This window comes from uncultured Serinicoccus sp. (assembly GCF_947500995.1).
GTDB lineage: Bacteria > Actinomycetota > Actinomycetes > Actinomycetales > Dermatophilaceae > Ornithinicoccus.
The window spans coordinates 155,812-173,019 of record NZ_CANMUA010000004.1; the positions used below are offsets into that span (position 1 = coordinate 155,812).

Genomic DNA, 17,208 nt, shown 5'->3' on the forward strand with positions numbered 1-17,208 from the left:
GTACGCCCGCGACGGAGCCCCGCCGTGGACAACCTGCGGCCGGTCGGCGATGCTGCCGGTATGCCGAACCCCGCCCTGGCCAGCCCGGACACCCTGCGCGCCGCCCTGGCGGAGACGGCATACCTCGCCGACGACGGGCTGGCGACGGTGACCTGGCTCGCGCACACCCTGCAGCGGCCGCTGCTGCTCGAGGGGGAGCCGGGCACCGGCAAGACGGCGCTGGCGGAGGCCATGGCGCAGCTGCAGGGGGTGCCGCTCATCCGGCTGCAGTGCTACGAGGGGATCGAGGCCAGCCAGGCGCTCTACGACTGGGACTTCCCGCGGCAGATCCTGCACCTGCGCGCGGTCGAGGCCCTGGCGCGGGACACCTCGGACGGGGCCGGGGTGGGCGAGTTGGAGGCCGAGCTGTTCGACGAACGCTTCCTGCAGGCCCGACCCGTCCTGCAGGCGCTGCGCGAGTCGCCGTGCGTGCTGCTCGTCGACGAGATCGACCGGGCGGACGACGAGTTCGAGGCGTTCCTCCTGGAGGTGCTCTCCACCTGGTCGGTGAGCATCCCCGAGCTGGGGGTCGTGGCCGCGGACACCCCGCCCTTCGTCGTGCTCACGTCCAACCGGACCCGCGAGCTGCACGACGCCCTCAAGCGACGCTGCCTCTACCACTGGATCGAGCACCCGGGGCTCGACCGTGAGCTGGAGATCGTCCGGGCCCGGCTGCCGGAGGTGGAGCAGACGCTCGCCCGCGAGGTGGTGACCCTGGTCCAGCAGCTGCGCGCCGACGACACCATGGTCAAGCCGCCCGGGGTGGCCGAGACGCTGGACTGGGCGCGGGCGCTCACCGCGCTCGGCCAGAGCCGGCTGGACCCCGAGGTGGCCGCCACGACGATGGGTGCCGCGGTGAAGTACCGCGAGGACGCCGAGCGGGTCCGCGTCGCCCTGGACCGCATGCTCACCCGCTGAGAGGTATGCCGTGACGCGGGCCGAGGGGCGAGGCGCCGGGCCCACGCACGTCGAGGGGTGGGGCGCGGGACAGACGCTGGGCGGGTTCGCCCGGGCCTGCCGGGCGGCGGGGCTCCCAATCACCGCCGACCGGGAGCGCACCTTCCTGCGCGCCTGCGCCGCCACGGGTCTGCGGGACCGCGCGGGCGTCTACTGGGCCGGGCGGGCGACGCTCACCGCGTCCCCGGCCGACCTCGAGCCCTACGACCGCGTCTTCACCGGCTGGTTCGGCGGCCGCCCCATGCACGCGGTCAGCCGCGACGAGCCCCCGGCGCCCACCACGGTGCAGGCCTCGCTGGAGGAGCCGACGGCCGAGGGGGACGGGGAGACGCAGGACGACGTCGTGCGGGTCACCGCGTCGGCGCAGGAGGTCCTGCGCCACCGCGACGTCGCCGGGCTGTCACCGGCGGACCGGTCCGCCCTGCGCCGGCAGTTCGCGACGCTCACGGTGCGCCCGCCCACCCGGCCGGCGCGGCGGCATACCCGGTCCAGGCGGGGGGAGGTGGACGGCCGGGCCACCGTCCGGGCGCACCTGCGCAACCTCGGGGAGCCGACCCGCATCCGCCTGCGCGACAGGACGATCCGTCGACGTCGGGTGGTCCTGCTCGTCGACGTGTCCGGGTCGATGACCTCCTACGCCGACAGCCTGCTGCGCCTCGCCCACCGGGTGGTGCAGGCGGCCCCGCACACCACCGAGGTCTTCACCGTCGGGACCCGCCTCACCCACGTCACCCGGGCGCTGCGCGAGCGCGACCCCGACCGGGCCCTGCTCGCGGCCGGGGAGGCGGTGCCGGACTGGTCGGGCGGCACCCGCCTGGGGGAGGCGGTCGACGTCTTCCTGCGCCGGTGGGGCCGTCGGGGCATGGCCCGGGGTGCCGTCGTCGTCGTCCTGAGCGACGGGTGGGAGCGGCAGTCGCCCGAGCTCCTCGGTGAGCAGCTGCGCCGGCTGCGCTCGCTGGCGCACCGGGTGGTCTGGGTCAACCCGCACCGCGGCAAGGAGGGGTATGCCCCGGTGCAGGCGGGCATCGTCGCCGCCCTGCCGCACGTCGACGACCTGGTCGCCGGCCACTCGCTCGCGACCTTCCAGGAGCTGCTGGACCTGCTGGCGAGGGCCTGACGGCCACCGAGCCGGCGCCCGCGACGACGTCCCGTGGGAGTCGCCCAGGGCGCCGACTCCCACGGGACCGTGACCCGTGCGCAGGGCCGCCGTCCACGACGCGTGGTCCGCCCGGTTTCGTGGCACGATCAGCACATGCGTGACGTCCTGGACCGGCTGCTCCCGTGGTGGGAGGGCGACCACCAGGTCGCGCTCGCGACCGTGGTGGGCACCTGGAAGTCGGCGCCCCGCCAGCCGGGTGCTGCCATGCTCGTCGGGGTGGACGGCGAGGCCGTCGGCTCCGTGTCCGGCGGGTGCGTCGAGGGCGCGGTCTACGAGCTGGGTCAGGAGGTCATCGCCACCGGGTCGCCCGTGCTGCAGCGCTACGGCGTCTCCGACGACGAGGCGATGGGGGTCGGGCTCACCTGCGGCGGGATCCTCGACATCTACGTCGAGCGGGTCTCCCGCGCGGACTTCCCCGAGCTGGGCGACATCGCGGCCGACATCACGGCCGGCCGCCCCGTCGCCGTGGCCACCGTCGTCGCCCACCCCGACGTCACGCACCTGGGCCGACGGCTCGTGGTGCGGCCCGAGCCGGAGCCCGTGGTGGGTAGCCTGGGCAGCCCGCGCGCCGACGCCGCCGTCGTCGACGACGCCCGCGGCATGCTGGCGCAGGGCCGGACGGCGACCCTGGAGTACGGCCCCGACGGCGAGCGCCGCGGCGAGGGGATGCGGGTCTTCGTCGCCTCCTACGCACCGCGCCCCCGGATGCTCGTCTTCGGGGCCATCGACTTCGCGTCCGCGGTCGCCCGGATGGGCAGCTTCCTCGGCTACCGCGTCACGGTCTGCGACGCCCGCCCCGTGTTCGCCACCCGCAGCCGCTTCCCGGACGCCGACGAGGTCGTCGTCTCCTGGCCGCACCGGTATGTCGAGGCGCAGGTCGCCCAGGACGCGCTCGACGCGCGCACGGTCGCCTGCGTCCTCACCCACGACCCGAAGTTCGACGTGCCCCTGCTGGAGGTGCTGCTGGGGGAGGACGCGCCGGACCTCGCCTACATCGGCGCCATGGGGTCGCGCCGCACCCACGAGGACCGGCTGGCCCGGCTCCGGGAGGCCGGGCTGGGCGAGCACCAGCTCGCCCGGCTCCGCAGCCCGATCGGCCTGGACCTGGGCGCCCGCACCCCGGAGGAGACGGCGGTGAGCATCGCCAGCGAGATCATCGCGCTGCGCTGGGGCGGTCGCGGCGAGCCGTTGCGCGAGACCGAGGGCGCGATCCACCGGCACCACGGCTGAGCGACGCCAGAACATCCCGTCTGACCTCGCCGTATCGGTTGCGCAGCACCCCCCGGAGGGGCAGGATCAGCAGGGACAACGATGTCCCCTCATCCTCCGGACGGGAGAGCCGTATGAAGATCACCGTGACCGTGGACGGCACCACATACACCGACGAGGTCGAGCCCCGCACCCTGCTGGTCCACCACCTGCGCGAGACGCTCGGGAAGACCGGCACCGTCGTGGGCTGCGACACCAGCAACTGCGGCGCCTGCACGGTTCTCATGGACGGGCGCAGCGTGAAGTCCTGCAACGTGCTCGCCGTCCAGGCCGACGGTCACGAGGTGACCACCATCGAGGGCCTCGCCGACGGCGAGACCCTCACCCCGGTGCAGGAGGCCTTCCGCGACTGCCACGCCCTGCAGTGCGGCTTCTGCACCCCGGGCATGATCATGCAGGCCACCGACCTGCTCAGCAGCAACCCGAGTCCCACCGAGGACGAGGTCCGGCACGGCATGGAGGGCAACCTCTGCCGGTGCACGGGCTACCACAACATCGTCAAGGCGGTCCTGCAGGCCTCGGGCCAGTCCGCCACGAGCGGAGGTGAGCAGTCGTGACCGCCGTCGACGACCGGCCGCAGGCAGCGTCCACGCACGAGGTCGGCCGCGACCGCCGGCGCAAGGAGGACCAGCGCCTTATCACGGGCCGCACGAAGTGGACCGACAACCTCGTCCTCCCGGGCATGCTGCACCTGGCGATGGTGCGCAGCCCGCTGGCGCACGCCCGGATCACGGGCATCGACGCCACGGCCGCTCGCGAGGCCCCGGGCGTCATCGCCGTCCTCACCGGCGAGGACGTCAAGGACCTGCAGGGCTCGCTGCCCTGCGCCTGGCCCATCACCGAGGACCAGAAGGCGCCGCCGCACCCGGCCATCGCCGTCGACCGCGTGGCCTTCTCCGGTGAGGTCGTCGCCGTCGTCGCCGCACGCTCCTCCGCCGCGGCAAGGGACGCCGCCGAGCTCGTCGACGTCGACTACGAGGACCTGCCCGCCGCCCTCGAGCTGCGGGCCTCCGCGCAGGACGAGACCCTGGCCCACCCCGACCTCGGCACCAACCGCTCGGCCACCTGGGTCTTCGACTCCGCCGAGGCGGGCACCGGGTCCGACGTCGAGGACGCCATCGCCGAGGCCGACGTCGTGGTCGAGCGCGAGTTCCGCCAGCAGCGACTCATCCCCGCCTTCATGGAGCCCCGCTCCACGGTGGTGGACCCGACCGGCGAGCAGTTCGTCATGTGGTCGGCCACCCAGGTGCCGCACATCCTGCGCCTCATGCTGGCCATGACCCTGGGCGTCGACGAGGGCAAGATCCGCGTCATCGCCCCCGACGTCGGCGGCGGCTTCGGCGGCAAGCTGCAGGTCACCCCGGAGGAGATCATCACCTTCCTGGTGGCACGGCATACCGGCAAGCCGTGCAAGTGGACCGAGACCCGCAGCGAGTCGCTGCTCTCGGCGCACCACGGCCGCGACCAGTGGCAGAAGCTCACCCTGGCGGCCAAGGCCGACGGCACCGTCACCGGGCTGAAGGTCGAGCTGCTCGCCGACATGGGCGCCTACCTGGGGCTGGTGACGCCGGGCGTGCCGATCCTCGGGGCGTTCATGTACAACTCCATCTACAAGTTCCCCGCCTACCACTTCTCCTGCACCAACGTCTTCACCAACAAGACGTGGACCGACGCCTACCGCGGCGCCGGCCGCCCGGAGGCGACCTTCGCCATCGAGCGGATCATGGACGAGCTCGCCCTCGAGCTCGGGCGTGACCCGATGGAGGTGCGCGAGCAGAACTGGATCACCCACGAGGAGTTCCCGTTCACCACCGTCTGCGGGCTGGAGTACGACTCGGGCAACTACGAGGCCGCCACCGAGCGGGCCAAGGAGCTCTTCGGATATGACGAGCTGCGGGCCGAGCAGCAGCGGCGCCGGGAGAGCGGCGACCGGGTGCAGCTGGGCCTGGGCATCTCCACCTTCACCGAGATGTGCGGGCTCGCGCCCTCGCGGGTCCTCGGCTCGCTCAACTACGGGGCCGGTGGCTGGGAGCATGCCTCGGTCCGGATGCTGCCCACCGGCAAGGTCGAGGTCATCACCGGGTCCTCGGCGCACGGCCAGGGCCACGAGACGGCCTGGAGCCAGATCGTGGCCGACCAGCTGGGCGTGCCCTTCGAGGACGTCGAGGTGCTGCACGGTGACACCCAGATCAGCCACAAGGGCCTGGACACCTACGGCTCGCGCTCGCTGGTCGTCGGCGGGCAGGCGGTCATCAACGCCGCCAAGAAGGTCATCGAGAAGGCCAAGCCGCTCGCGGCCTACCAGCTCGAGGCCAACGTGGACGACCTGGAGTTCAGCGACGGGAAGTTCACCGTCAAGGGCGCCGGGGCCGACCAGGAGGGCGTGGGGCTCGCCGGCCTGGCGCTCGCCGTCTTCGCCGCGCACGACCTGCCGGACGGGATGGAACCGAGCCTGGACGCCGACGCGACCTTCGACCCGGTGAACTTCTCCTTCCCGCACGGCACCCACCTCTGCGCGATGGAGGTCGACACCGAGACGGGGGCCACGACGATGCGGTCCTACGTCTGCGTCGACGACATCGGCAACGTCGTCAACCCGCTCATCGTCGAGGGGCAGGTGCACGGCGGGCTCGTCCAGGGCATCGCCCAGGCGCTGTGGGAGGAGGCGGTCTACGACGACCAGGGCACCCTGGTGTCCGGTTCGTTCGTGGACTACACCCTCCCGACCACGGCGGACACCATCACCTTCGTCACCGACCGGACCACCTCGCCCGCCACCTCCAACGACCTCGGCGTCAAGGGGGTCGGCGAGGCCGGCTGCATCGCCTCCACCCCGGCCGTCGTCAACGCGGTCCTCGACGCGATCCGGCAGTTCGGCGTCAAGGACATCGTCATGCCCTGCACCCCGGAGCGGGTGTGGCGGGCGATCCAGGACGGCACGGCCGGTGCCATGAGCGAGACGGCGGGGGCGGCCGCGGGCCACTTCGCCGAGGGTGAGCCCAACCAGGACCCACCCGGAACCGGGGCGGCACCCGCCGCCGGCACGACGCAGGAAGGCGGTCAGGCATGATCCCCCCGGAGTTCGACTACGCCGCCCCGACCACGGTGGCCGAAGCGCTCGAGCTGCTCGCCGAGCACGGCGACGAGGCGAAGGTCCTCTCCGGTGGGCAGTCGCTGCTCCCGGTCCTGCGAATGCGGCTCAACGCGCCCGGGATCATCGTCGACATCTCCCGCATCGAGGAGCTCAAGGGAGTCACCGAGGTCGGTGACGCGATCCGCATCGGTGCGGGCGCGACCTACCAGGACGTCCTCGACTCCGCGCTCGTCCGGGAGCACCTGGCCCTGCTGCACACCACGCTCAAGGAGGTCGCCGACGAGCAGATCCGCCACCGGGGCACGGTCTGCGGTGCCCTGGCGCACGCCGATCCCGCCGGCGACGTGGGCGCCCCGGTGCTGGCGCTGGAGGGCCGCATGGTCATCCAGGGCCCGGACGGCGAGCGGACGGTGGACGGCGCGGACTTCTTCGTCGACCTCTTCGAGACCGCCGTCGGCGAGGGCGAGCTGCTCACCGCCGTGGAGATCCCCAAGCACACCGGCTGGGGCGCCCACTACGAGAAGTTCGTGCGGGTCTCCCACCAGTGGGCGATCATCGGCGTCGCCGCCGCGGTGCGCACCGACGGCGGCACCATCGCCGAGGCCCGGGTCGGCCTGACCAACATGGGCTCGACCCCGTTGCGGGCCCGTGCCGTCGAGGAGGCGCTGGTGGGTCAGGAGGCCACCGAGGAGGCCGTCGCCCAGGCGTGCGCGCAGGTCGCCGAGGGCACCGACCCGCCCTCGGACCTCAACGGGCAGGCGGACTACCGCAAGCACGTCGCCGGGGTGCTGACCCGGCGGGCCGTGCTCGCGGCGGCAGGAGCCTGACCCGATGGCGATGGAGCTGCACCACACCTTCACCGTCGACGCCCCGCCGGAGGCCACCTGGGCCCTGCTCACCGACCTCGAGCAGGTCGGCGGGTGCTTCCCGGGCGCCACCGTCACCTCGGCCACCGAGACGGAGTTCACCGGCAACGTCAAGGTCAAGCTCGGCCCGATCGGGGTGACCTACCAGGGCGAGGGCAGGTTCGTCGAGCGCGACGACGAGGCCCACCGCGCCGTCATCGAAGGCCTCGGCAAGGGCCTGCGCGGGCTCGGCAACGCCTCGGCCAAGGTCGTCCTCCAGCTGGAGCCGGAAGGCAGCGGCACCAAGGCCGACGTGGCGACGTCGCTCAACATCACGGGCAAGCCGGCGCAGTTCGGCCGGGGCGTCATGCAGACGGTGTCGGACAAGCTGCTCGGTCAGTTCGTCGAGTGCATCGAGGGCAAGCTCACCCCGTGAGGCGCGGGTGAACGAGCCACCAGGCTCCGAGCCGGTGCGTGCCGACGGCATGCACCGGCTCGTGACCGGTGGCGTCGGCGAGGACGACGCCTGGCACCGGGCGCGCACCACGTGCACAGCCTGCGGCAGCGGCGACCTCATGGATGAGGGGTTCCTCACCAGTCGAGGGAACGGAACGACCGGCCACGTGGAGTGGGTCGAGGAGCCTCCCTCGACCGACATCTTCGGCTTCGCGGCCCTGGACGGCGTCACGCGACACCCCGTCCGTGCCTTCCGGTGCCGTGAGTGCCGACACCTCGAGCTCTTCGCGGAGGAGCACGAGTAGGCGAGCCGGGCTCCGCTGCCGGGGGATCCTGTCCGCGACGGTCGCACGGGCCGTGGCTAGGGTGGCGGTATGACGTCCACCCCTGACGACCTGAGCCCGTCCAGCACCGCCGAGGAGGAGGCGGTCCGGATCTGCAAGGAGCTCATCCGGATCGACACGAGCAACTACGGCGACGGCAGCGGGCCGGGGGAGCGGGCCGCCGCGGAGTATGTCGTGGAGCTGCTCCGCGAGGTCGGGCTCGAGCCGCAGGTCACGGCGCCGAAGGACCAGCCGGAGCGCACGAGCGTGGTGGTCCGCACCCCGGGCCGGGACAGCTCGCGCCCCGGCCTGGTGCTCCACGGCCACCTCGACGTCGTGCCCGCCGAGGCCGCCGACTGGTCGGTCGACCCCTTCGGCGCCGAGGAGAAGGACGGCATGATCTGGGGTCGCGGCGCGGTCGACATGAAGGACATGGACGCCATGCTCCTGGCCACCCTGCGCCAGCTGGCCCGCTCGGGCGAGAAGCCTCCGCGCGACATCGTCTGGGCGTTCTTCGCCGACGAGGAGGCCGGGGGCACCCAGGGTGCGGGCCACGTCGTGGCCGAGCACCCCGAGTGGTTCGAGGGGTGCACCGAGGCCATCAGCGAGGTCGGCGGCTTCTCCATCACCCTCCCCGACAAGGCGACCGGGGCGCCGACCCGCGCCTACCTGCTGCAGACCGCGGAGAAGGGCATCGCCTGGCTGCGCCTGCACGCCCGCGGCCGGGCCGGCCACGGCTCGGTGCCCAACGAGGAGAACGCCATCGTCCGGCTCGCCGAGGCCATCGCCCGGATCGACGCCCACCCGTGGCCGAGGACCTACATCGCCTCGGTCCGTGAGCTCTTCGACGGCGTCTCGCAGGTCACGGGGGAGTCCTGGGACGAGAAGCACGTCGAGGACATGCTGGCGCGGCTCGGCGGGGCGAGCCGGTTCGTCGAGGGCACGCTGCAGGACACCTCGAACTTCTCGATGCTCGCCTCGGGCTACAAGATGAACGTCATCCCCCAGAGCGCCTCGGCCTCGCTGGACTGCCGCTTCCTGCCCGGGCACGAGGACGAGCTGCTCGACACCATCCGGGAGCTGGCCGGCGAGCACGTCGAGGTCGAGATCGAGCACAAGGACGTCGCCCTCGAGGCGCCGAGCAGCGGCGAGCTCGTGGACTCGATGAAGCGGGCCCTGCTCAAGGAGGACCCTGGTGCCCACGTCCTGCCCTACTGCCTGTCCGGCGGCACCGACAACAAGCACCTGTCCCGGCTGGGGATCACCGGCTACGGGTTCGCCCCGCTGCGGCTCCCGGAGGAGCTGGACTTCGTCGGGATGTTCCACGGGGTCGACGAGCGGGTCCCGGTCGACGCCCTCCGCTTCGGCACCCGGGTGCTGGGCCAGCTCATCGCCGACTGCTGAGCAGCACCGGGCGGCCCCGCCCGGTCCTACGCGGTGCGGCGGACGCGGATGATCTTGCGGCGCAGCACGACGCGCCGGGCACCCCCGAGGTAGACGCGCACCCGCGCCAGCTCCCACGCGCCGTACTCCGCGTGCTCGGTCAGCGCCTGCCGCACCTCGCCGCGGCCCTGGTCGCGGTGGAAGGTGAGCTCTCGGTACTCGTACTCGACCATCGCCCCCAGCATAGGCACCCCGGCCGGGGCGGACGGCATCCGCGCCCGTCAGCGGTGATTTCGCGCTACCGTCACCTCATGACCGCAGACCCGCGCGCCGCCCTGACCGCACTGGTCGCCGCCCTCGAGACGCACCTGGAGACCGCGGCCGTCAGCCGCGGTGACGACGACCCGGCGGTGGTCGAGGCCTACGAGCGGGTGGCCGAGGCGTTCACCGCCTATGACGACGCCCTCATGGACGCCTACGGCGAGGTGACGCCGCTGGAGGTCTACGACGACGACCTCGCGAGCGACGATGACGAGGACGACGATGACGATGATGAGGGCGACTTCGACGACGACGATGATGACGACGACGATGACGACGACGACGACGACGACGACGAGCTCGAGGGGCCCGGGGACGACGAGGACGACGACGAGTACTCCGGGCTCGACGACGAGGCCTACGACGTCGACGAGACGCCCCGGGGCTGACGGGTGCGTCTCGGGCTGAGCTGCGGGTTCTGGGGGCAGGGCCGCGACGAGGACCACCTCGCCCTGGTGCAGCGGGCCGACGAGCTCGGGGTGGACGTCGCGTGGGTGGCGGAGGTCTACGGACCGGACGCCGTCAGCATCCTGTCCTTCCTGGCCGCCCGCACCTCGCGGATCGGGCTGGGCGCCGGGGTCATGCAGATCCCCGCCCGCACACCCGCGGCCACCGCCATGGCGGCGGTGAGCCTGGACAGCCTGTCCGGGGGCCGCTTCCGCCTCGGCCTGGGGGTGAGCGGCCCGCAGGTGTCCGAAGGCTGGCACGGAGTCCGTTTCGCCAAGCCGCTCGCCCGGACCAGGGAGTATGTCGAGGTCGTCCGGACCGCGCTCGCGCACCGGACGGTGACCCACGACGGGGAGTTCTTCACCCTGCCGCTGCCCGACGGCCCGGGCAAGGCGCTGCGCCTGACGCATGTGCACCGGCCGAGCATCCCCCTCTACCTCGCCGCGGTCGGGCCGAAGAACCTCGAGCTGGCGGGCGAGATCGCCGACGGGTGGCTCGGCGTGTTCGTCGCCCCGGACTTCTTCCCCGAGCAGCGGGCCCAGCTGCAGGCCGGTCTGGACCGGCGTGACACCCCGCCCGAGCACCCCTTCCAGACCGACGCCACCGTCGCGCTGGCCGTGGGCGACGACCTGGAGGCCTGCGCCCGCACCGTCAGCCCCTACCCGGCGCTCTACGTCGGGGGGATGGGCAGCCGGGAGCAGAACTTCTACCACCAGCTCGCCTGCCGCATGGGCTACGAGGCCGAGGCCGACCGGGTGCAGGAGCTCTACCTCGCGCGCCGCTACGGCGAGGCCGCCCGGGCCCTGCCGGCCCCGTTCGTGGACGACACCAGCCTGCTGGGGGACGTCGACCGGATCACCGAGCGCATGCGCCGCTACCAGCGCGCCGGGATCACGACGCTCACCGTCGCCCCCTGGGGCGCCGACCTGCGGGCCCGGATGGACGCCCTCGAGGCCGCTGTCGAGGCCCATGCGCGGCTGGAGGCCGAGCTCTGATGGCCATCTGCATCCTGCTCCGGCACGGTCGCACCCAGGCCAACGCCGACGGCATCCTCGCCGGCTGGACGCCGGGCCTCGGGCTGGACGAGACCGGGGCCGGCCAGGCCCGGGACGCCGGGTCACGACTGGCCGCCACCCCCCTGGCGGCGGTCGTCGCGAGCCCGCTGCAGCGGTGCCAGGAGACGGCCGCCGCGGTGCTGGCCGCGCAACCGGCGGACCGGGCGGTGCAGCGGCATACCGAGGAACGGCTGGGCGAGGCGAGGTACGGCGCGTGGACCGGCCGGCCGCTCAAGGAGCTGGCCGAGGAGCCGCTGTGGCGTGAGGTGCAGGACCGTCCCTCCGCGGTGACCTTCCCCGCGGACGAGGCGTTCGCCCACGAGTCGATGGCGCAGATGGCGGCGCGTGCTGTCGAGGCGGTCGCCGAGTGGGACGCCCGGGTCGAGGCCGAGCACGGCCCCGGCGCCGTGTGGGTGGCGGTGAGCCACGGCGACGTCATCAAGGCGATCCTCGCCGACGCGCTCGCGACCGCGCTGGACGACTTCCAGCGCATCGTCGTCGACCCGGCCTCGCTGAGCCTCGTGCACCGCACGCCCGGCCGGCCGTTCGTCCTGCGCACCAACGACACCGGCAGCGACCCGGTGGACCTGTCCGGTCTGGTGGCGCGCCTCGCCACGGACGGAGCGACCGGCGACGCCGAGGTGGGTGGGGGCGCCGGGAGCAAGGACGTAGGCTGACCCTCATGGCTGAGCACGTCTTCGACCCGCCTGAGCGCTGCGTCGCCGGCAGCGTCGGACCGCCCGGAGGGCGCACCTTCTTCCTGCAGGCCAGCGACTCCCAGCGGGTCATGACCGTCTCCCTCGAGAAGGAGCAGGTCCGGCTGCTGGGGGAGTCGCTGGCGGAGATGCTCGACGACGTCGCCGGGCCGGAGGGCACCGAGGAGGCCGGGCGGGCCTTCGTCGACAACGCCCCCCTGGACACCCCCATCGAGGACGACTTCCGCGTCCAACGGCTCTCGGTCGCCTGGGAGGCCGGCCAGCGCCGGGTGGTCCTCGAGGCCTACGACCGGCCGAGTGCCGAGGACGTCGCCGAGCTCGAGGGGGAGGACGAGGGCGCGGACCTGCCCTGGGCCGGGCTGCCGCCGCAGTCCATCAAGGTCGTCCTCGAGCCCGGCCGCGCCCGGGCCTTCGCGATGCGCTGCACGGCCTCCATCGAGGGTGGCCGACCCTCCTGCCCGTTCTGCGGACAGCCGTTGGACCCGACTGGACACATCTGCCCCCGCGCCAACGGCTACCGCCGCTGACGTGGACGACGACGCGGCCCTGGAGCTGCTGCATACCCTGACCGTCGAGCCGGTCGGGGTGCTCACCCAGGCGTCGAACCTCACCCTGCTGGTCGACCTCACCGACGCCCGGGGTGAGCCGAGCGGTCACCGTGCCGTCTACAAGCCGGTCAAGGGGGAACGACCGCTGCACGACTTCCCGCCCGAGTCCCTGGGCCGGCGCGAGGTGGCGGCCTACCTCATCTCCCGGGCCGCGGGCTTCGACCTGGTCCCGCCGACCGTACTGCGCGGCGGCCCGCTCGGGCCGGGCTCGGTGCAGTGGTGGGTCGAGCAGGACCCGCAGCGGCTGGCCGACCCGGCGGCCGGGCTCGTCGACGTCGTCGCCCCCGAGGACCTGCCGGAGGGATGGTGCCCGGTCGTCCAGGCCGAGGACGAGCACGGACGCGCCCTCGTCGTCGCGCACGCCGACGACCCGGGACTGCGGTCGATGGCGGTGCTGGACCTCGTGCTCAACAACGCCGACCGCAAGGCCGCCCACCTCACCCGGGACACCCAGGGCCGGCTGCGCGGCTTCGACCACGGGGTCAGCCTGCACGAGGAGGACAAGCTGCGCACCGTCCTCTGGGGCTTCGCCGACGAGCCGCTCCCGGCGCCGGACCTCGCGCGGCTGGAGGCCCTGACGCACGCCCTGGCCGCCGCCGACGGGACCCTCGCCGCCCGGCTCACCCCTCTGCTGTCCGACGTCGAGCGGGAGGCGCTGGCCGCCCGGGTCCGACGGGTGCGCGAGGAGGCCATCTTCCCCCCGGCACCCACGGACCGCTACCCGCTGCCCTGGCCCCTCTGGTAGGCCCGCTGCGCACACGCCGACCGGTGACGGCGACGGTGACGCGGACGGTTAGGCTCCCGCAGGTGAAGACCTGGTCGACCACCGCCCTGCCCCGGCTGCCGATCGAGCACGACGGGACCCCCGTGCGCGTGCACGACACCGCGGGTGACCGACGCGTCGAGGTCGCAGGCACCGACGGGCGGGCGCGGCTCTACGTGTGCGGCATCACCCCCTACGACGCCACCCACCTCGGGCACGCCGCGACCTACGTGACCTTCGACGTCCTGCAGCGGGCCTGGCGGGACGCCGGGCTGGAGGTCACCTACGTCCAGAACGTCACCGACGTCGACGAGCCGCTGCTGGAGCGGGCCGAGCGCGACGGGGTGGAGTGGCAGGAGCTGGCGCGTCGGGAGATCGACCTCTTCTTCGCCGACATGGAGGCGCTGCGGGTGCTGCCGCCGGACCACTACGTCGGGGCCGTGGAGGGGATCCCGGACGACGTGCGGGCCGTCGAGCGGCTGCTGGGTGACGGCACCGCCTACGCGGTGCCGGTGCCGCAGGACCAGGCGCTGGCCGAGGGGGCCGCCGGGTCCGACGTCTACCTCGACCTGTCCACCCAGCCCAGCTTCGGCGCCGTCTCCGGATGGTCCCGCGAGCAGATGATGGAGGTCTTCGCCGACCGCGGGGGCGACCCGGACCGCGCCGGCAAGCGCGACCCGCTCGACCCCCTGCTGTGGCGCTCGGGCCGGCAGGGCGAGCCGCACTGGGACGGCGCCTCGCTCGGCCGGGGTCGCCCGGGCTGGCACATCGAGTGCTCCACCATCGCCCAGCGCTACCTGGGTCCCGGCTTCGACGTGCAGGGCGGCGGCACCGACCTCGTCTTCCCGCACCACGAGATGAGCGCGGTCCAGGCGGCCGCCCTGTGCGGCGACGACTGCTTCGCCCGCGCCTACGTGCACCAGGCCATGGTCGGCCTCGACGGCGAGAAGATGAGCAAGAGCCGAGGCAACCTCGTCCTGGTCTCCGCGCTGCGCGCCTCCGGCGTCGACCCGATGGCGATCCGGCTGGCGCTGCTCGGCCAGCACTACCGGACCGAGTGGGGGTGGACCGACCAGATCCTCCGGGAGGCGGGCGAGCGCCTCGACCTGTGGCGCCGGGCCGGCGACATGGCCGCCCACGAGTCGGTCACCGAGCTCGGGGTCACGACCGTGCGCCGCCTGCGCGAGCGGCTGGCCGACGACCTCGACACACCGGGAGCCCTGGACGCCGTCGACGACTGGGCCACGACCGTGGTCGCGGGCGAGCCCGTCTCACGCCTGGTCGTGGACGCGGTCGACGCGCTGATCGGGGTGCAGCTCTGAGCGCAGCGAGCGCGCCAGCCCGCCGAGGTCGGCGGGGCTGAGGCCCTCCAGGCTGCCCCTCTGCACGGCTCCCGGCAGGGGCGGCACGGCGACGGTGTGCGGGACCACGAGGGTGGGCACGCCTGCGGCCGTCGAGGCCGTGGCGCCGGTGGGGGAGTCCTCGACCGCGAGGGCGAGCTCCGGGGCCACCCCCAGGCGGGCCAGCGCCTCGAGGTAGGCCTCCGGGTGCGGCTTGCCCCGGCTCACCTGGTCCCCGGTGACCACGGCGTCGAAGGTCCCGGCCGGCAGCTGCTCCACGAGCACGTCCGCCAGCTCGGTCCAGGACATGGTGACGAGGGCGCAGGGCACCCCCCTCTCCCGCAGGGAGGCCAGCAGCTCCCGGGCGCCGGGCCGCCAGGGCACGTGGGCACGGGTGCGCTGCACCACGCCGTCGAGCAGGCGGCGCACCACCTGCTCGGGCTCGCCGCGGACCGGCGTCCGGTCGAGGATGATGGCTGCCGAGGTGAGCAGGTCCTGGCCCACGAGGTCGTGGGCGTCGGCGTCGGTCCACGTACCGCCGGCTTCCTCGACGAGGACGTACTCCTCGGCGATCCAGGACGGCTCGGTGTCGACGATGGTGCCGTCCATGTCCCACAGCACGGCGGCGGGCAGGTCCTCGGATCGGCTCGGGCGGGTGGGGTGGCGCGTCACCCCCACCACGCTAGTCGAGGCGGACTAGGGTGGACCAACGGCGCTTCCGAGCGAGGGCGCGATGCTTCCGAGCGAGAGGGTGAGGCCCGTGATCGAGCTGCACGACACCGGTGAGCTGCGTGACCCGATCGTCATCGCCGCCTTCGAGGGGTGGAACGACGCCGGCGAGAGCGCCTCCAGCGTGGTGGAGCACCTCGCGCAGGTCTGGGAGGCCGAGGTGGTGGCCGCCGTCGACCCGGAGGACTACTACGACTTCCAGGTCAACCGGCCTCAGGTCCTCACCGTCGACGGGCGGCGGATGATCCGCTGGCCGACCACCCGGGTCCTGCTGGCGCGCAACACCCCGTTGGGTCGCGACGTCCTGCTGGTCCTCGGCATCGAGCCGTCCGTGCGGTGGCGCACCTTCGCCGCAGACCTGCTCGACTACCTCCTGGCCCGGGACGTCCAGCTGCTCGTCGTCCTGGGCGGGCTGCTCGCCGACGTGCCCCACACCCGCCCCATCCCGGTGAGCCTCAGCTCCGAGGACGACGAGCTGCTCGAGGGCAGCGAGGAGATCGAGCGCAGCACCTACGAGGGCCCGACGGGCATCGTGGGGGTCCTGGTCGACGAGGGGCGCCAGCAGGACCTGCCGGCGCTGTCCTGCTGGGCGGCCGTGCCGCACTACGCCGGTGGTCCGCCCTCTCCCAAGGCGTCGCTGGCGCTGCTGGGCCAGCTGGAGGAGCTGCTCGACTGCGTCATCGACGACACCGCGCTCGCCGAGGCCGCCCGGGCCTGGGAGCGAGGGGTGGACGACCTGGCCTCGACCGACGACGAGGTGGCCGACTACGTGCGCCAGCTGGAGGAGGCCCAGGACACCGCCGAGCTCCCGGAGGCGTCCGGCGACGCGATCGCCAAGGAGTTCGAGCGCTACCTGCGGCGACGCGACGACGGCTCACCCCGCGGCTGACCGCGGGTCCAGCGCCAGGGCCGTCGCGTCCGCCGGCAGCGGCGGGGGCGTGCCACCCCACGCGGGGCAGATCGCGCGGTGCGCGCACCAGGAGCAGGGCCGTCCCGGTCGGGCCCGCCAGTCACCCGTCCTCGCCACCTGCTCGATCGCGGCCCAGAGCGCCCGGACCTTGCGCTCGGTGGCGAGCAGGTCCGCCTCGCTGGGGTCGATCCACAGCACCGTGCGGTCGCGCAGGTAGACGAGCTGGAGGCGGCTCGGCAGGACCCCGCGGCTGCGCCACAGCGCCAGCGCGTAGAACTTGAGCTGGAACAGCGCCCGGCCCTCGAAGGTCTCGGAGGGGGAGCGCCCGGTCTTGTAGTCCACCACCCGCAGCCGCCCGTCCGGCGCCTCGTCGAGCCGGTCGACGTAGCCACGGATGACGAGGCCGTCGAGGTCGGCCTCGACGTAGAGCTCGCGCTCGGCCGGCTGCAGGCGCGTGGGGTCCTCGAGGACGAACCAGCTGCGCAGCAGCTCCTCCGTCCCGCCGCGGGCGTCCTCGGCCAGCTCGGCCAGCACCGGGTCGGCCAGCAGCAGCCGCTCCCACTCACCGGGCACCAGGTCGGTGGCCGCCTCGAGGGTGCGGTGCCCGGGCGGCAGGTCGAAGAGGCGGTCCAGCACGGCGTGCACCAGGCTGCCGCGTGCGGCGGCGGCGCTCGGCGGTTCCGGGAGCCGGTCGACGACCCGGAAACGGTAGAGCAGCGGGCACTGCATGAAGTCGGCGGCGCGCGAGGGGGACAGGGCCCGGGCGTGGTGCTCGGTGACCGCCTCCATGGTCG

19 protein-coding genes are annotated in these 17,208 nt (G+C 73.6%); 16 read left to right on the forward strand and 3 right to left on the reverse strand.

The window, feature by feature from the left end:
- Positions 1-60 precede the first annotated feature (60 nt).
- The 9 genes from Q0967_RS07775 (at position 61) to Q0967_RS07815 (ending at position 9,546) form a co-directional block, all read left to right on the forward strand.
- Positions 61-957, forward strand: a complete 897-nt coding sequence (locus Q0967_RS07775) for a MoxR family ATPase (RefSeq protein WP_298749415.1) — start codon at positions 61-63, stop codon at positions 955-957.
- 10 nt (positions 958-967) lie between these two features.
- Entirely contained in the window at positions 968-2,113 is a 1,146-nt protein-coding gene (locus Q0967_RS07780; RefSeq protein ID WP_298749412.1) for a VWA domain-containing protein, read from the forward strand.
- A gap of 135 nt (positions 2,114-2,248) precedes the next feature.
- The gene (locus Q0967_RS07785) at positions 2,249-3,385 is read left to right on the forward strand and encodes an XdhC/CoxI family protein (RefSeq protein WP_298749410.1); all 1,137 of its coding nucleotides are present in this window, start codon (positions 2,249-2,251) and stop codon (positions 3,383-3,385) included.
- A 113-nt stretch (positions 3,386-3,498) separates the two neighbouring features.
- A complete protein-coding gene (locus Q0967_RS07790; RefSeq protein ID WP_298749408.1) occupies positions 3,499-3,981 on the forward strand; it encodes a (2Fe-2S)-binding protein in 483 nt (160 codons plus the stop codon).
- Positions 3,978-6,494 carry a xanthine dehydrogenase family protein molybdopterin-binding subunit gene (locus Q0967_RS07795; protein ID WP_298749406.1) on the forward strand — a complete coding sequence of 839 codons (2,517 nt, stop codon included), beginning with the start codon at positions 3,978-3,980 and terminating at the stop codon, positions 6,492-6,494. Before Q0967_RS07790 ends, Q0967_RS07795 begins: the two co-directional genes overlap by 4 nt.
- Positions 6,491-7,345 carry a xanthine dehydrogenase family protein subunit M gene (locus Q0967_RS07800; RefSeq protein WP_298749404.1) on the forward strand — a complete coding sequence of 285 codons (855 nt, stop codon included), beginning with the start codon at positions 6,491-6,493 and terminating at the stop codon, positions 7,343-7,345. Before Q0967_RS07795 ends, Q0967_RS07800 begins: the two co-directional genes overlap by 4 nt.
- Positions 7,346-7,349: 4 nt before the next feature.
- Positions 7,350-7,799 (forward strand): SRPBCC family protein, encoded by a 450-nt coding sequence (locus tag Q0967_RS07805; protein ID WP_298749402.1) that lies wholly within the window; start codon positions 7,350-7,352, stop codon positions 7,797-7,799.
- A gap of 7 nt (positions 7,800-7,806) precedes the next feature.
- On the forward strand, positions 7,807-8,124 hold the full coding sequence (locus tag Q0967_RS07810; RefSeq protein ID WP_298749400.1) for a hypothetical protein: 318 nt from the start codon (positions 7,807-7,809) through the stop codon (positions 8,122-8,124).
- Between the two features lie 69 nt (positions 8,125-8,193).
- Positions 8,194-9,546 (forward strand): M20/M25/M40 family metallo-hydrolase, encoded by a 1,353-nt coding sequence (locus Q0967_RS07815; RefSeq protein WP_298749397.1) that lies wholly within the window; start codon positions 8,194-8,196, stop codon positions 9,544-9,546.
- A gap of 26 nt (positions 9,547-9,572) precedes the next feature.
- On the opposite strand, the gene Q0967_RS07820 is transcribed toward Q0967_RS07815, so the two are convergent.
- Complete coding sequence (locus tag Q0967_RS07820; RefSeq protein ID WP_298749396.1) at positions 9,573-9,758, reverse strand: DUF5703 family protein; 186 nt, start codon at positions 9,756-9,758, stop codon at positions 9,573-9,575.
- A gap of 78 nt (positions 9,759-9,836) precedes the next feature.
- Between Q0967_RS07820 and Q0967_RS07825 the strand changes: the two genes are divergently transcribed.
- The 6 genes from Q0967_RS07825 (at position 9,837) to mshC (ending at position 14,757) form a co-directional block, all read left to right on the forward strand.
- Positions 9,837-10,235 carry a hypothetical protein gene (locus Q0967_RS07825; RefSeq protein ID WP_298749394.1) on the forward strand — a complete coding sequence of 133 codons (399 nt, stop codon included), beginning with the start codon at positions 9,837-9,839 and terminating at the stop codon, positions 10,233-10,235.
- A 3-nt stretch (positions 10,236-10,238) separates the two neighbouring features.
- Positions 10,239-11,288 (forward strand): LLM class F420-dependent oxidoreductase, encoded by a 1,050-nt coding sequence (locus Q0967_RS07830; RefSeq protein WP_298749393.1) that lies wholly within the window; start codon positions 10,239-10,241, stop codon positions 11,286-11,288.
- Entirely contained in the window at positions 11,288-12,025 is a 738-nt protein-coding gene (locus Q0967_RS07835; protein WP_298749392.1) for an MSMEG_4193 family putative phosphomutase, read from the forward strand. The genes Q0967_RS07830 and Q0967_RS07835 overlap by 1 nt, the downstream gene beginning before the upstream one ends.
- A 5-nt stretch (positions 12,026-12,030) precedes the next feature.
- Positions 12,031-12,591, forward strand: coding sequence for a DUF3090 family protein (locus Q0967_RS07840; RefSeq protein ID WP_298749391.1), 561 nt, complete (start codon positions 12,031-12,033; stop codon positions 12,589-12,591).
- Position 12,592: 1 nt separating this feature from the next.
- Positions 12,593-13,417, forward strand: coding sequence for an SCO1664 family protein (locus Q0967_RS07845; RefSeq protein ID WP_298749390.1), 825 nt, complete (start codon positions 12,593-12,595; stop codon positions 13,415-13,417).
- A gap of 62 nt (positions 13,418-13,479) precedes the next feature.
- Positions 13,480-14,757 carry a cysteine--1-D-myo-inosityl 2-amino-2-deoxy-alpha-D-glucopyranoside ligase gene (gene mshC, locus Q0967_RS07850; protein WP_298749388.1) on the forward strand — a complete coding sequence of 426 codons (1,278 nt, stop codon included), beginning with the start codon at positions 13,480-13,482 and terminating at the stop codon, positions 14,755-14,757.
- Here mshC and Q0967_RS07855 read toward each other — a convergent pair.
- Positions 14,707-15,447 carry an HAD family phosphatase gene (locus Q0967_RS07855; RefSeq protein ID WP_298749386.1) on the reverse strand — a complete coding sequence of 247 codons (741 nt, stop codon included), beginning with the start codon at positions 15,445-15,447 and terminating at the stop codon, positions 14,707-14,709. The genes mshC and Q0967_RS07855 overlap by 51 nt on opposite strands.
- Before the next feature lie 88 nt (positions 15,448-15,535).
- On the opposite strand from Q0967_RS07855, the gene Q0967_RS07860 reads away from it, so the two are divergent.
- A complete protein-coding gene (locus Q0967_RS07860; RefSeq protein WP_298749384.1) occupies positions 15,536-16,393 on the forward strand; it encodes a PAC2 family protein in 858 nt (285 codons plus the stop codon).
- On the opposite strand, the gene Q0967_RS07865 is transcribed toward Q0967_RS07860, so the two are convergent.
- On the reverse strand, positions 16,379-17,203 hold the full coding sequence (locus Q0967_RS07865; protein WP_298749382.1) for a PD-(D/E)XK nuclease family protein: 825 nt from the start codon (positions 17,201-17,203) through the stop codon (positions 16,379-16,381). The two genes, Q0967_RS07860 and Q0967_RS07865, sit on opposite strands and share 15 nt — an antisense overlap.
- Positions 17,204-17,208 lie beyond the last annotated feature (5 nt).

Bases quoted from the DNA above. Each gene is read 5' to 3' on its own strand.
- Q0967_RS07790 (WP_298749408.1), top strand. From the start codon at position 3,499: ATGAAGATCACCGTGACCGTGGACGGCACCACATACACCGACGAGGTC.
- Q0967_RS07805 (WP_298749402.1), top strand. From the start codon at position 7,350: ATGGCGATGGAGCTGCACCACACCTTCACCGTCGACGCCCCGCCGGAG.
- Q0967_RS07800 (WP_298749404.1), top strand. From the start codon at position 6,491: ATGATCCCCCCGGAGTTCGACTACGCCGCCCCGACCACGGTGGCCGAA.
- Q0967_RS07785 (WP_298749410.1), top strand. From the start codon at position 2,249: ATGCGTGACGTCCTGGACCGGCTGCTCCCGTGGTGGGAGGGCGACCAC.
- Q0967_RS07820 (WP_298749396.1), bottom strand. From the start codon at position 9,758: ATGGTCGAGTACGAGTACCGAGAGCTCACCTTCCACCGCGACCAGGGC.
- Q0967_RS07840 (WP_298749391.1), top strand. From the start codon at position 12,031: ATGGCTGAGCACGTCTTCGACCCGCCTGAGCGCTGCGTCGCCGGCAGC.
- Q0967_RS07835 (WP_298749392.1), top strand. From the start codon at position 11,288: ATGGCCATCTGCATCCTGCTCCGGCACGGTCGCACCCAGGCCAACGCC.
- Q0967_RS07865 (WP_298749382.1), bottom strand. From the start codon at position 17,203: ATGGAGGCGGTCACCGAGCACCACGCCCGGGCCCTGTCCCCCTCGCGC.
- Q0967_RS07825 (WP_298749394.1), top strand. From the start codon at position 9,837: ATGACCGCAGACCCGCGCGCCGCCCTGACCGCACTGGTCGCCGCCCTC.
- Q0967_RS07775 (WP_298749415.1), top strand. From the start codon at position 61: ATGCCGAACCCCGCCCTGGCCAGCCCGGACACCCTGCGCGCCGCCCTG.
- Q0967_RS07815 (WP_298749397.1), top strand. From the start codon at position 8,194: ATGACGTCCACCCCTGACGACCTGAGCCCGTCCAGCACCGCCGAGGAG.